This is a genomic window from Paenibacillus yonginensis (genome assembly GCF_001685395.1).
Classification (GTDB): Bacteria; Bacillota; Bacilli; order Paenibacillales; family Paenibacillaceae; genus Fontibacillus; species Fontibacillus yonginensis.
The window spans coordinates 620,641-633,934 of sequence record NZ_CP014167.1 but is presented as its reverse complement, the minus strand read 5'-3'; the positions used below and the strand labels follow the sequence as shown (position 1 = coordinate 633,934).

12 protein-coding genes are annotated in these 13,294 nt (G+C 51.3%); 3 read left to right on the top strand and 9 right to left on the bottom strand.

Going from position 1 to position 13,294, the window contains the following annotated elements; genetic code table 11:
• Nucleotides 1–13: 13 nt before the first annotated feature.
• The 3 genes from AWM70_RS02820 to AWM70_RS02810 form a co-directional block, all read right to left on the bottom strand.
• The gene (locus AWM70_RS02820) at nt 14–514 is read right to left on the bottom strand and encodes an Lrp/AsnC family transcriptional regulator (RefSeq protein WP_068694176.1); all 501 of its coding nucleotides are present in this window, start codon (nt 512–514) and stop codon (nt 14–16) included.
• A 152-nt stretch (nt 515–666) separates the two neighbouring features.
• Complete coding sequence (locus AWM70_RS02815; protein WP_237167812.1) at nt 667–1,041, bottom strand: spore coat protein; 375 nt, start codon at nt 1,039–1,041, stop codon at nt 667–669.
• Between the two features lie 20 nt (nt 1,042–1,061).
• A complete protein-coding gene (locus tag AWM70_RS02810; protein ID WP_068694174.1) occupies nt 1,062–1,295 on the bottom strand; it encodes a hypothetical protein in 234 nt (77 codons plus the stop codon).
• A gap of 137 nt (nt 1,296–1,432) precedes the next feature.
• Here AWM70_RS02810 and AWM70_RS02805 point away from each other — a divergent pair, with 137 nt between their 5' ends.
• A complete protein-coding gene (locus AWM70_RS02805; RefSeq protein WP_068694171.1) occupies nt 1,433–2,665 on the top strand; it encodes an NAD(P)/FAD-dependent oxidoreductase in 1,233 nt (410 codons plus the stop codon).
• Between the two features lie 117 nt (nt 2,666–2,782).
• Here AWM70_RS02805 and AWM70_RS02800 read toward each other — a convergent pair whose 3' ends face one another.
• The 3 genes from AWM70_RS02800 to AWM70_RS02790 all read right to left on the bottom strand — a co-directional run bounded on the left by AWM70_RS02800 (nt 2,783) and on the right by AWM70_RS02790 (nt 6,155).
• On the bottom strand, nt 2,783–3,340 hold the full coding sequence (locus AWM70_RS02800) for a hypothetical protein (protein ID WP_068694170.1): 558 nt from the start codon (nt 3,338–3,340) through the stop codon (nt 2,783–2,785).
• A gap of 20 nt (nt 3,341–3,360) precedes the next feature.
• Complete coding sequence (locus tag AWM70_RS02795) at nt 3,361–3,705, bottom strand: DUF350 domain-containing protein (RefSeq protein ID WP_237167811.1); 345 nt, start codon at nt 3,703–3,705, stop codon at nt 3,361–3,363.
• 89 nt (nt 3,706–3,794) lie between these two features.
• Entirely contained in the window at nt 3,795–6,155 is a 2,361-nt protein-coding gene (locus AWM70_RS02790; RefSeq protein ID WP_068694166.1) for an endonuclease MutS2, read from the bottom strand.
• 183 nt (nt 6,156–6,338) lie between these two features.
• Here AWM70_RS02790 and AWM70_RS02785 point away from each other — a divergent pair, with 183 nt between their 5' ends.
• Complete coding sequence (locus tag AWM70_RS02785) at nt 6,339–6,695, top strand: phage holin family protein (RefSeq protein WP_068694164.1); 357 nt, start codon at nt 6,339–6,341, stop codon at nt 6,693–6,695.
• A gap of 59 nt (nt 6,696–6,754) precedes the next feature.
• Here the strand turns inward: AWM70_RS02785 and AWM70_RS02780 are convergent, their stop codons facing one another.
• Nucleotides 6,755–7,837: a GGDEF domain-containing protein gene (locus tag AWM70_RS02780; protein WP_068694162.1), complete on the bottom strand. Its 1,083-nt coding sequence runs from the start codon at nt 7,835–7,837 to the stop codon at nt 6,755–6,757.
• A 283-nt stretch (nt 7,838–8,120) separates the two neighbouring features.
• On the opposite strand from AWM70_RS02780, the gene AWM70_RS02775 reads away from it, so the two are divergent.
• Nucleotides 8,121–8,501, top strand: a complete 381-nt coding sequence (locus AWM70_RS02775) for a cupredoxin domain-containing protein (RefSeq protein WP_068694160.1) — start codon at nt 8,121–8,123, stop codon at nt 8,499–8,501.
• An 84-nt stretch (nt 8,502–8,585) separates the two neighbouring features.
• Here AWM70_RS02775 and zapA read toward each other — a convergent pair whose 3' ends face one another.
• Both zapA and pheT read right to left on the bottom strand, forming a co-directional pair.
• Nucleotides 8,586–10,667, bottom strand: a complete 2,082-nt coding sequence (zapA, locus tag AWM70_RS02770; protein WP_068694158.1) for a cell division protein ZapA — start codon at nt 10,665–10,667, stop codon at nt 8,586–8,588.
• Nucleotides 10,668–10,850: 183 nt separating this feature from the next.
• Nucleotides 10,851–13,292 carry a phenylalanine--tRNA ligase subunit beta gene (pheT, locus tag AWM70_RS02765; protein WP_068694156.1) on the bottom strand — a complete coding sequence of 814 codons (2,442 nt, stop codon included), beginning with the start codon at nt 13,290–13,292 and terminating at the stop codon, nt 10,851–10,853.
• Nucleotides 13,293–13,294: the final 2 nt, after the last annotated feature.

Sequence of the window (13,294 nt, the reverse complement as noted above, 5' to 3'; positions counted from 1 at the left end):
CTCATTACTTCCTTTACGGAGAAATCATAAGGCGGTGATCTTCTTCATGGTCTTCAAAAATAACGCCGTCTTGTTTGTATTTCTTTAAGATAAAATGCGTTTTGGTAGATAACACCGATTCCAAGGTAGAGAGTTTCTCGGAAACGAAGCTGGCTACATCCTTCAAGTTCCGTCCTTCAACTTCAACAAGCAGATCGTAGGCTCCCGACATCAGATAAACGGATTTTACCTGCGGATACAAGTAGACCCGCTCAGCAATGCTGTCAAAACCTCTGCCCCGTTCAGGCGTAATCTGCACTTCGATCAGGGCGGTCACTTTCTCGTCATCCAGCTTGCTGCTGTTCACGACGGTGGCGTATTTGACGATAATATGCTCCTGCTCCAGCTCCTGGATGGCGGTTTTGACTTCCTCTTGGGTGACTCCAAGCATGGTTGCTAGCAGCTCAGGGGTATACCTTGCATCCTCTCTAAGAAGCTCAATCAGCTTTTGTTTAAGATCGCTTAATACCTTCATGTGTCCCTCCTATGCCTGCTGAGTTTTATTAACTATATTACATGAATTAACGGTTCCTGCAAAGAAAAACCGCCATCCCATGACAGATTGTCTGGAAAGGCGGTTCATTCGTGCTTTTTTCCTTGAAATGGATTCTTATCTGCACATTCAGGTTAGCTATATTGTGAGGTGCTGCCCGGATGGCTTTGGTTATCGCCTGAGCCCATAGACATGCCCATGCCGCCGGACAAATGCTGCTGTACAAACTGCTGATCCTGGGTTTGCGTCTGCTGAGCGGATTGCAGCCGTTTCGACACTTCCTGGCGTGCGGCTTGTGAAGGCGCATTGTACATGTTGTTGCTGGACATCAGCTGGTACATCTCCCCTTGCATTTTCAAGGTGCTGTCTGTCAGCTGGGTGAACATCTGGCGGACAGTCGGACAGGAGGCTTCTGTCGCTGCCGTAGCATATTCACGGACAGAGCGGCGAAGATCCGCAAGGGTGGTAGTCAGGAGGTCTTTGTCGGGAAGCATTTGATTTTGTGTCATGATCATCTCTCCTTAAGCCCTTATTGAAGTTGTGCGGGAGCTAATTGCTCATGCTGGCGCAGGCAGTCTGCGAGCATCTGCATATGCTGCTCATGCGTTTGTACATACTGCTGGCAAGCCTGGCGGATGGATTGGTTTTGCGTTTGCGCAGCAATGGTGCTGCATAACTTGATTTGCATGCTTTCATTGGAGATACAGTCGGAAATGTACTCGAGCTCTTTGCAGGTCAAAGCTTGCATTTGTTGGTTGTTCACCAGAATTCTCCTCCTTCATAAAAATGAACACAACTATTATGTCCCTCGGACCGCTCATTATGTGAAGGATTAAATAGGAACCCCCGTTTTAGGGCCATAATAACCAGGTCTCATTTGCAGAAAGGATGTCGATGACGATGAATCTTCATTCCGGCCGCTTATATTGGCCGACTCTGTATCATAAACCGCAGAAGTACCCGGCTCTTTCAGCGTCGATTCAATGTGACATTCTGATTGTTGGAGGGGGGCTGAGCGGCTCATTATTAGCTTATATGCTCTCCAGAGCGGGCATAAAGGTCACCTTGCTGGAGAAACATAAGGCCGGTTCCGGAAGCTCCGGTGCCAATACCGGACTGATTCAGTATACCAGCGATAAAACATTAACCTCCTGCATCAACAGCTTTGGGGAGGAGAAAGGCGTTCGATTTTACGAATTATGCCGGGAAGCCGTCATCGGCTTAACCCGTCTCTATAAGGAAGCTGGCGACACGGAAGAAGGCATGGCGCTGCGCAGCAGTCTTTATTTTGCAAGCTCGCTTGAGGATAAACAGCTGCTGCGGGAAGAATATGAGACGCTGCGCAAATACGGCTTCCCGGCCGAATGGCTGTCCGAGCAGGACATCCGCGGACGTTTCCCCTTCGCCAAACCCGGCGCAATCTACACCACGGGGGATGCCGAAGTGAACCCTTACCATTTCGTACACGCCCTGCTGGAGGCAGCCGTTCGCGGCGGAGCAACGGTTTATGAGGACAGCCCTGTCCATGGCTTTCATTTTGATGGCCGCCGGGTTCACGGCAGAGTGGGCGAATATGAAATTACAGCCGGTCGGGTCATCATTGCTGCAGGCTATGAAACCCAGGAATTGAAGAAGGACCGTGGAGCTTATTTGACCCAATCTTTTGCGCTGGCGACCGAACCCGCCCCGTTTTTGGACCAATGGGACCAACGATGTTTGATATGGGAGACCGCCCGTCCTTATTTATATATGCGGACTACCCCTGACAACCGGATCATCATCGGAGGGCTGGACGAACCGTTAGGGCCGGGAGGACTTGATGAAACCCGGTATCTCAGCCAATCCGAAACCCTGCTGCTGAAGCTGGCCGAGCTGTTCCCGATGGCTGCCGGGCTCAAAGCCGAATACGCCTTGGGAGCCGTATTTGGCCAAACCCGCGATGGACTTCCCTACATAGGTGAACACCCCCGCTTTCCCGGATGTTTATTTATGGAGGGATACGGGGGCAACGGAGCCGTCTACAGTTATATAGCTGCAAAGCTGATTACTGACATGATTGAGGGACGCAAAAGCCGGGATCTCGAGCTCTTCTCTTTAACACGTGATACACATCCCTTTTCTGCTGGATCCTGATCGGCGGGAACTCCTAGAGAGAACCCAAACAGCGCTCCGGCACGAGAACCCAAAAAAGCCGCTCCGTGCCGGAGCGGCTTGCTTTATCGTAGGCTTGACCATTTCCTTTTATCCAGCTTAATCCTCGTTGATTTGTCCGGCTTTCTGTACCTGGCCGGCAAACCGGATCCGGTCTTCATCCGTCAAAAAGGAGCTGACGTGGAAACAGGAAGGGCAAACATAAACATTCATCCGAATAGGCGCCTCAAGCAGGGAATGTTTGAGGCCCGCCGGGATCACGGGTTGATATCCGCCGACTCCTACACTATTTTGCCCAGTAAAAATCATATATCCCCGGCAGTGCGGGCATTCGGGCATCTGGTCCTGCGTTTCGAGAATTTTGCCGATAGCGGACTCGTAAGCAAGCAGGTCCGTATCCTGCCCGCCCAAAGACGGTAGGCTGGTTAACCCTTGGTTGCGTGGACTGCTCTCTTCCTCCTCCATCCAGGAGCCTTCGGAGCTGTAAGATTCTTGCTCCAGCTCCTTATCCAGCTCCTCCTCATTGTCACTCAATGTGACGTTTAGCGTCCGGTAGCCTTTGAGTTCATTATGGCAATGGGGGCATTCTTCCTCCGGCCCGATTTCCTCATCCCAGACGATTTCGGTTTGACACCACGGGCAAATTGTTGTTTCCATCTTCATTCCTCCTGCTTCATCTAAACCATACACGCCGCTATGACAAGCGCCAGCGATACCGAGATACAACAAGAGATCATCCCGGCTGCCGTATTGCGCGACTTGATTTCTTCATCGATTTTAAATACCGGTGTACAAAATTCAAATAATAAATAGGCTACAAACAACAACAAAACTCCAAAGCAGGACCATTTCATAAAATCCGTAGTATCCGGGTAGGAGGCTGCCGACCTCAAAATCAGGCAGATTCCGGCGATTTTACCGCCAGTGGCCAAAGCTGCCGCCATATTGCCTTCAGCTATTTCTCCCCAGCAGCGGTAAGAAGTCAGCCGCTCGAAACAAGCCAGGAACACAACCAGCTCCAATATCGATAACGATAAAATTCCGACGGTATGTCCAAACGGAAAGGCCAGCAGCTGATCGATCGTGTCCAGCGCAGTTCCCCCCTTACGGCTTATTTAAGCTCGGCAACCGTAACCCCGGAGCCGCCTTCTCCATAATTGCCCAGCCGATAGCTCTTTATATGCTTATGTCTGCGCAAGTATTCCTGCATGCCGCTGCGCAGCACTCCGGTTCCTTTGCCGTGAATGATGTAGACCTGCCCCAGGTTAGCCAGGAAAGCTTCATCCAGGAAACGGTCCACCTCGATCAGCGCCTCTTCCAGATTGGCTCCGCGAAGATCGAGTTCAGTCCGCACCGAATCGTCTTTGGTCCGTTTAACGTTCGTTACGACGCGCTGAGGCGTCTTGGCCGTTTGCTCCTGCTGAACCAGCTCAAGATCGTCCAGGCTGACCTTCATCTTCATGATCCCAAGCTGAACGACAGCTTCCTTGCCAGCCAGTTCTACCACATGACCCTTCTGATTCAGACTGTATACCCGAACTTCATCTCCAGGACCGATCTGCCGCTGCTTGAGCGCTTTGCGTACTGCCGGGGCTTTCTTGCGCTGCGCAGGGGCTGCGTCGTCCAGCGCTTTGCGGGCAGCAATCAGCTTATGCTCCTTAACCGAAGCCCCTTCCTCCAGCGCCAGCTTCCGCAGATCATCAATGATTGTTTGGGCTTCATTACGAGCCTTCTCCACAATGGCCCTGGCATCGTTCTCAGCCTTCTCAATCCGTTTATCCCGCGACTCCTCAAGCTTCTCAAGCTCCTGCTCGTATTTGCGACGCAGCTCTTCCATCTCGGCCCGCAGCTTCTCAGCCTTATCCCGATCCCGTTCAGCGCTTAAACGGTTCTGCTCCAGGGAAGCGATCATATTTTCTACCCGCAGGTCGTCTTCCTTCACTTCGCCACGGGCAAAATCCAGAATAGAGGACGACAAGCCCAACCGTTCCGCAATTGCAAAGGCGTTGCTTCGTCCCGGCACCCCGATCAGAAGACGGTAAGTCGGACTAAGCGTATTCACATCAAATTCCATGCTGGCATTGATAACGCCTTTACGTTCATAAGCATAAGCCTTCAGTTCGCTGTAATGGGTTGTTGCTACCATGCGGCAGCCCAAGGAATGAATATAATCCAGGATTGCGATGGCAAGCGCAGAGCCTTCCGCCGGGTCCGTGCCTGCGCCAAGCTCATCCAGCAGAACCAGACTTTTTGGAGACATTTCATTCAAGATGTTGATGATATTCGTCATATGGCTGGAGAAGGTACTGAGGTTCTGCTCAATACTCTGCTCGTCCCCGATATCCGCATAAATGGCATCAAAGACACACAGCTGGCTTCCATCCTCGGCGGGGATAAACAGACCGGACATGGCCATCAGGCTCAGCAGACCAATCGTCTTCAGGGATACCGTCTTACCGCCCGTATTCGGTCCGGTAACAATGATCGAGGTGTACTGATTCCCCAGCTCGACATCTAACGGAACCACCTTATCCATAGCGATCAGCGGGTGGCGTCCCTTCTTCAGCTTCAGAAATCCCCGGTCATTCATCAGCGGCAGGGTTGCTTTCATTTCACGGGCAAGTTTGGCTTTGGCAAAAATAAAATCCAGCTCGGCCAAGACTTCGCAATCGTAATACAAAAGCTCGGACTGCTCGCCCACAAGGGCCGTCAGCTTCTGCAAAATCACTTCAATCTCGCGTTCCTCGGCCAGCCGTGTTTCACGCAGCTTATTGTTCATAGCTACAATGGATTCCGGTTCAATAAACAGTGTAGCTCCTGAACCGGATTGATCATGAACAATCCCGCCAAAATAAGAACGGTATTCCGCTTTGACCGGGATGACAAAGCGGTCGTTCCGGATCGTGATCAGCTGATCCTGCAGCATTTTTGACACGTTGGAGGACCTGATCATCGAATCCAGCTTCTCGCGGATCCGGCCTTCGCCTCCCCGCAGCTCGCGGCGAATTTGCGCCAAAGCCGGGCTGGCTGTATCCACCACCTCCGCGTTATCGTCGATGCAGCGTTTGATGGCATCTTCAAGCGGCTTCTGATCGCTCAGATTCTCCGTTAATTCAAACAGCAGCGGAATCGGGTCCTCTTCGTGCAGGGCGGCCAGATGGCGCCGTACCCGGCGTGCCCCGAACAGGGTGGATGCGATTCCATGCAGCTCATGCGGACTCAGCGTCCCGCCGATTCGGGCACGTTTGGCTGCGGGCATCATATTGACAATGCCGCCAAACGGCGGGGCTCCCTTCAGCCTGTCGACCTTAAAAGCTTCATCCGTTGCTTGAAGCAGACGTTTAACATGATCCAGATCGATGGAGGGCTCGAGTTCCTTGGCCAGATCACGGCCAAGCTCCGTTCCGGTAAAATGAGCAAGCGCATCTATAATTTTATGGTATTCCATCGTCTTCAATACTTTTGGATTCAAGAACCTGCAGCTCCTCTCGTCACAGGAAATAAACCCGCCAAACAAGGCTTTAGGTTTATTTCCGGTTATATTTATTATAAACAAAGCAAGGTTTAAAACACCATTTCATCCGATACATAACTTTTACGTGATTCGACCATGCTATAACCGATATACGACATCAGGAAAGGAGACGATTTTCTTATGCATTTCCTTGGACACGTTGTCCGGTTTATCGTATCCGCACTGGTCCTTCTCGTAGTAGGTTGGCTGGTGCCCCAATTTACTGTTGGTTCTTTTGGCAGCGCCCTTCTGCTTGCCTTGGTTATTGCTCTGCTGGGCTGGATTATTGAAGGGATTTTCGGCAAAAGAGTCACACCGTTTGGACGAGGAATTGTAGGTTTCATCGTCAGCGCCGTTGTGATCTGGCTTGCGCAGTTCGTTGTTACCAACGTTAGCGTATCCTTTATCGGCGCATTGCTTGCAGCCCTGGTTATCGGGATTATTGACCTCTTCATTCCGATTGCCACGCCATTTAACGCGGCAAGAGACAGAAAATAACCTGCAAGCCTCAAGGTGAAACCCCTGGCCCGCTCGGCCAGGGGTTTCTTTTGCACCAATCAGATTTGCGGAACCAGCAGCTGCACCTGTTCCTGATAAACCACTACCCGGTTTTTGCCGGAACGTTTAGCCTGATATAAAGCGGAATCTGCATTTCGGAACAGCTTCTCTTTGCCATCGCCAGGGAGATAATGGAATAACCCCGAGCTAATGGTTATATTCCGCTCCTCCAGTTGAGGAATGGCCATTCGCTCAACAGCAGCCCTGATCGCTTCACAACAGGCTTCAGCCTGCTCGGATGTGGTATCTGCAAAAATCAACGCGAATTCTTCTCCCCCGTACCGGGCGGCAAAATCGTTCGGACGGATCAGCTCCGTAATATTTCTCGCCACTTCTTTCAGTACAATATCGCCAACCCAATGACCAAAGGTATCGTTGATGGTTTTGAAATTGTCAATGTCGAGAATCGCCAAGTGGACGGAAACGCCATTGGCCTCCGAATGATGGATTAAATTCTCCATATACTCATGAAAGGTTTTATGATTGTACAGCCCCGTCAATGCATCCATCTTCAGGAGCTTATCGGATATCGCTTTCTCCACAATCAGCTTCTGTTCGGATTTGGCGAGATTTTCAACCGCTTTACGCATCTCTATAGAGCGGGTAATGACGCCTTGGCCCAGAAAAGTGCCGATAATCAGCAGGGTCATAACAAGCAGGAAATCGGCAGTGTTAAAAGCCGTCAAACGGATCGCAGCCGGAACAATCGTTATCAGCATGTAGATCAGAATATTCAAAAGCGAGAAAGCCCGAAGCAGATTCCTTTCAAAATAAACCAAAGAAATAAGCAGCGGCATCATCAAAATAATTTCCGAACCATGCACCACCGGATCCAGCAAAAAATAAAGCTCATAGCTGAGCAGAATTCCGCAGAGCAGCACCGCCCGCTTCAAATATACCTTTCTCTCGCGCTTAAGCCACAGCTCCGTAGCGCCAAGCAGCACCAGGATGGACAAATCCACATAAATCCATACCTCATGCCGGGTTTCCCATAACCCGACTCCACCAGCATTGTAAGGGGTAAGCCAGGATACTCCCTCCGATACAAACAGCAGGATCGCGGTCACCCAGTAACAAATCATAATCTTGCGGTTCCACGACCAAGAATCATATTTAATTTTAGAAATTCCGAGAATATAAATCGCCTACTTTAACCTTTTAGTGAAATAGGTAGAAGTCCATAGAAATACAGCTATATAAACGAAAAAAGCACCGCTATCCCGATTTCTTAACGAGCTACCGTGCCGTCATCCAACTTTCAAACATGAACCATCGCTATTATACCGTATATTAGAGGTGTATTTCTATACCAAGAACGTCTAAAATAAAGAGGATGCAAATTCCGGAAGAGGTGTTTTCTACGAAATGAAAAAAAGGATGTTCTCCCTGATTGCGGGAGCTCTGCTGCTGATTCTTGCCGCCTGCACCCGCGAATCCGGCCAGGCCAATAACGAGGAAGCGAACAAGCCGGTTCCCGAAGCGGAAACCCAATTAGTCGTCAAAGCCGTAAATTATGAATTTGACCAGAAGGTCTATCACTTAAAAGCAGGCGTTCCGGTGCAAATTACCCTTGATAATGAAGATGGAAACCACGGTCTCCGTATTCCCGAGCTGGGCGTCAAACTGGATCAGGCCCAACCATCAACCGTTATTACGCCTGATAAGGCCGGCGAATATGAAATGTCCTGCTCCATACCCTGCGGTCCCGGGCATAAAGCTATGAAAGCCCAAGTTATCGTCGAATAAACCAATAAGAGAAACGACCAAATATAAGAAACAAAAGAACCAAGCCTGACATGCATTCTCTCTGCAGGCTTGGTTCTTTTGCCTTTAAGACAACTGATCCTGTTCTAGCAGCTCAATCCACTCGTTATATTCTCTTTGCAGCTTCGCATACTCTACTTTCAAGCTTTCCAGCTCTTCCTCCCGTTTGCTGGAGCGTTCCAGATCAAGCTCTCTTTCGGCCAGAAGCAGCCGGTATTCGTGCGAAATCACTTCAAACTGTTCGCCAATCATCGCAAGCTGATCCTGAAGTTTGACTTTCTCTGCTTCCGAGGCTGCCGCTTTCTCGCTGAGTTCGGCTGTTTGCTCCTGCCCTGCAGCGGCTTCCTGCTGCCACTGCGCAATCTGCCGCCGCAGCTCCTGCTCCGCTTCGTCACGCCGGCGTTCTCTTTCCTCGGCTTCCTCATACAGTCCGCGCAGACGTGCGGACTGCTCCTTCTCCGATGAAAGTTCGGCTTCGCGTTCATCAACCAGAGCCGCATATTCTTCCGTTTCCCGTTTCTGCTCCTGCAGATGGTCTTTGAGGACTTGCATCTCCTCCCGCAGCTCATCGAGCTGGCGGAGGTATTCTTCGGCTTGCTGACGTTCTGCTACCGCTTGTTCGCCGACACGTTCAGCCGCCAGCTTCGCTTCTTCCAGCTCGTCCATCAGGCGATTCATTTCCCCGTAAACCTGCTGCAGCTTCTCTTCACGCTCCGAAGCCGCCAGTTCCAGAGTTGCCTGTTCTTCCTTCCACTGCTCCTGATCCGCCATCCATTTGCGGCGTTCATTCATCATCGAATCAATTTGGTTTAATGCCTGGCGCAGCTCATCCGCATGCTGATCCAGATCCTTTTGCAGCGATTCCAGCTTGCCCAGCAGCTCTTCCCGTTCGCCTTGGAGCTGCTGCCGGTCATCCTTAAGCGACTCCATGTCCTTCAGAACCTGCTGCAGTTCTTCGGTCCGCCGATTGGCTTCAGCCTTTAACTGCAGCTGTGCTTCAGCCAGGCGGTCCCGCTCGGCTGCCAGCTCTTTGCGGCCGTCCATCATCGTTTCGATTTCGGCAAGCGCCTGCTCCAGGTCGGTTTCCCCTTTGGCAAGCTGCTCTTTCAGCGACTGAATCTCTTCCTGATAAGAAGACAAACCTTGTTCCAGCGTTTCATTATGCTCCGATGCCTGCTGCAAACTTAGCTCCAGCCGTTCAATCTCCTGGGAGCGGCTTTCCGCCCGGGCTTTCCAGGTTTCAGCTTCTTTAGCAGCCTGCGCAGATTCCAGCGACAGCTGCTCTTCACGTCTTCCTGCTCCTTCGAGCTGCTGCTTCAGCTTGCTTTTCTCCTCTTGGGAAGCAGCCAGATGGGCCTCCGTTTCCTTAAGCTGTTTCTCCAGATTCTCCAGTTGGGCTTTGTACTGCTGCTCCAATTTGGCCCGTTCCTGCTTATGCTGGTTATCAAGCAACAGGATTTTATCCTTCTGCTGATTCTCGAGCTGGCCCAGCTTCTCCTTGTGCTGCTGCTGTACTTTGGCCAACTCTTCTTTAAGCCGCTTCTCTTCGCTGCGAACCAGCGTCTCCTGCTTGCGGGCCTCCTCGAGCTGGCGGCTCAGCACAGCCAGCTTCTCTTTGGCTTGCGCCAGTTCGTCCTGAACGGCCTTCAACTGGACTTCAACACGTCCTTTGGCACTCTTAAGGTCGCCAATTTGCTTCTCGGCATCCGCGGCGGCTGCCTGCTTCTCCTCTCCCTGAGCTTCAAGCTGCTTCAGGCTGCTTTCCAGCTTGGATATTTGCTCGGCTGCTTCCGAAACCTCCGCCTTCAGGCGGGAACGTTCCTCCTGCAGATTCACATAACGCTCCTGCTGTTTGACCGCATTCTCCTGAAGCGAAGCCAGCTCTTGCTTCAACGCTTCCCTGCTCTCCAGAACCTCTGAAAGCTGAAGCTGAATCTCATCGCTCTGAACCGCTTCTTCCGCCATGTGAACAGCGGTTAACACAGCCAGACGGGGTATATCAAGATGCTGATGGGCTTTAGCCAAGGCACGCATACGATCATCAACGTGACTGGCGATCTTTTTCATATATTCGGGGTTACTGCCGACAATTTTATAGGATGTTCCATAAATCTCAACCGCAACACTAATTCGTTCGGATTTAGCCAATGCGCTGTGCCTCCTTCGTTCTTCTGTTTATTCATTGATGTCATTGATGCACACATTTAGAACTGGAAACGGCCGGGCCGTCTCTTCTCATTTTATAAGGTTAGCGAAAGAGGATTCAACCTAAGAAAAAACCGCATGAATCTCTTCTTTAAAAAGGATTCGATGCGGTTTCCCCAATTCCTGCTATTTTCTTAATTCTGCTCCGAAAGTTTGCTCCAGCGCGGCTACCGCTCGTCCGTGCACTTCTGCAATCTCCTCATCGGTAAGCGTACGCTCCATGTGACGGTAGACCAGGGACAAGGCAACGCTCTTTTTCCCCTCTCCAAGCTTGCTGCCGGTGAAGATGTCAAAGACGTGTACATGCTCAAGCAGTTCGCCCGTATTATCCTGGATGGACTTGAGCAGCTCCGCGGCCGTCACGCTTTGATCCACAACCACCGCGATATCGCGCTGAACGGAAGGAAATCTTGGCAGGTCACGATATTCGATCGCCGGGCTCTCCGCAGCAAACAGAGGTTCAAGCTTGATCTCGGCCACGTACGTATCGTCCAGTTCCTTGCTGCGCTGAATGTCAGGGTGAATTTGCCCGAGCACGCCGATACGTTCTTTAACCTGATTATTCTCCAGGTAAATAGAGGCCGAACGTCCCGGGTGGAAGCCTTCAGGACCATCCGCTTCATAGGAGATCTTTCCTTCCAGCCCCAGATAAGCAAACACGCTTTCGACAGCGCCTTTCAGATCGTAGAAGTCTACTTTATCCGGATTCAGGTTCCACTGCTTCTCCTGACGCAGACCAGCCATCAGCAAGCCGAGCATTAGGATTTCTTTCGGCTGTACGGTCAACTTTTCTTCTTCACTTTGGAACACCGAGCCGATTTCGAACAAAGCCAGATTATCCTGCTTGCGGTTGCGGTTAAAGCTGGCAACGTCCATCAGCTGAGGAATCAGACTGGTGCGCAGGATGCTGCGGTCTTCGCTCATCGGCATAGCCAGCTTCACGGAATGACGGCTCTCTCGCAAAGTCGGGAACAGAGTCTCCGCTTCCCGGTTGGCGAAGGAGTAAGAAAGAACCTCCTGCAAGCCGCCGCTCGTCAGCATCGTACGGATGCTCCGGCGCAGCAGCTGGGATTTCGTATATCCGCCTTGCGTGGTCGGCCCTTCGATCAACGTTGTCGGAATTTTGTCGTAGCCGTACAAACGGGCCACCTCTTCAATCAAATCCACATCGCGGGTAATATCGCCGCGGCGAGTCGGCACCTTCACCTCAAGTGTGTTATTTGGCAGATCCCCGGATTCGAAATGCAGCCGGGACAGGATCGTTTTCACTTCCAAGGTCGAAATGTCAGTGCCCAGGAACTGATTCAATTTCGCCAGGGACAAAGGAATCACAAGTGGCTTAACTTCTTCACCGCCGCTTTCGACAATGCCATGCTGTACGGTACAGCCGGCAAGCTCGGCGATCAGCGCTGCAGCCCGGTTAAGTGCAGGAATGACCCGGTTCGGATCCACTTCCTTCTCAAAACGCTGGGAGGCTTCAGAACGAAGTCCAAACAGACGGGAAAGCTTGCGAACCACACCACCATCAAATTTGGCCGCTTCGAGCACGATATTCACCGTGTCCTCGGTTACCTCGGAGTTGGCTCCGCCCATAACGCCTGCAAGGCCAATCGGCTTCTCCGCATCGGTGATCAGCAGAGCACCCGCAGGGAGCTTGCGTTCTTGTCCGTCCAACGTTTCAATCGTTTCCCCTTCGCGGGATACGCGTACTTCAATCTGGCTGCCTGCTATACGGTCTGCATCATAAGCATGGAGCGGCTGGCCATATTCCAGCATGACATAGTTGGTTACATCAACCACGTTGTTGATCGGACGAATGCCGGCCGCCATCAAGCGATTCTGCATCCACTGCGGGGAACGGCCGATCTTGACGTTGGAAATGACACGAACCGCAAAATGGCTGCAGAACTCGGGATTGCTTATTTTTACGGAAATGGAATCCGCAGCTTTAGCTGAATTCTCTACAATGTTGGCTTCCGGCAGCTTAATCTCACGGGCCAAAATCGCGCCGACTTCATAAGCCGCACCCAGCATACTGAGGCAGTCCGAGCGGTTCGGTGTCAGGTCAAAGTCCAAAATTTGATTGTTCAGATCCAGCACCTGTTCAATCGGAGTTCCAATCTGCGTCTCCGGAGGCAGCACCAGAATTCCTTCCTGTTGATCTTTCGGCAGGAGCTTGTCGTTCAGGCCAAGTTCCTTGGCCGAGCAAACCATACCTTGGGAAGGTACGCCGCGCAGCTTGGCTTTCTTGATCTCCAGTCCGCCGGGCAGTTTGGCTCCGACAAGCGCAATCGGCACTTTCTGACCGGCGTCGATATTTTTAGCCCCGCATACGATTTGAAGTTCTTCTTCCTGTCCGGCATCTACAGTTACAATGTTCAACTTGTCCGCGTCGGGATGTTTCTCTTTGGTTTTGACATAACCCACTACTACTTTGGTAACGCCTTTATTTACGGATTCCACGCTGTCGATCTCGATGCCGGAACGTGTAATCTGCTCGGCAAGCTCGTTGATATCTACATTTTCAAGCGATATATAATCAGACAACCAAGAGGTTGATACTTTCATCG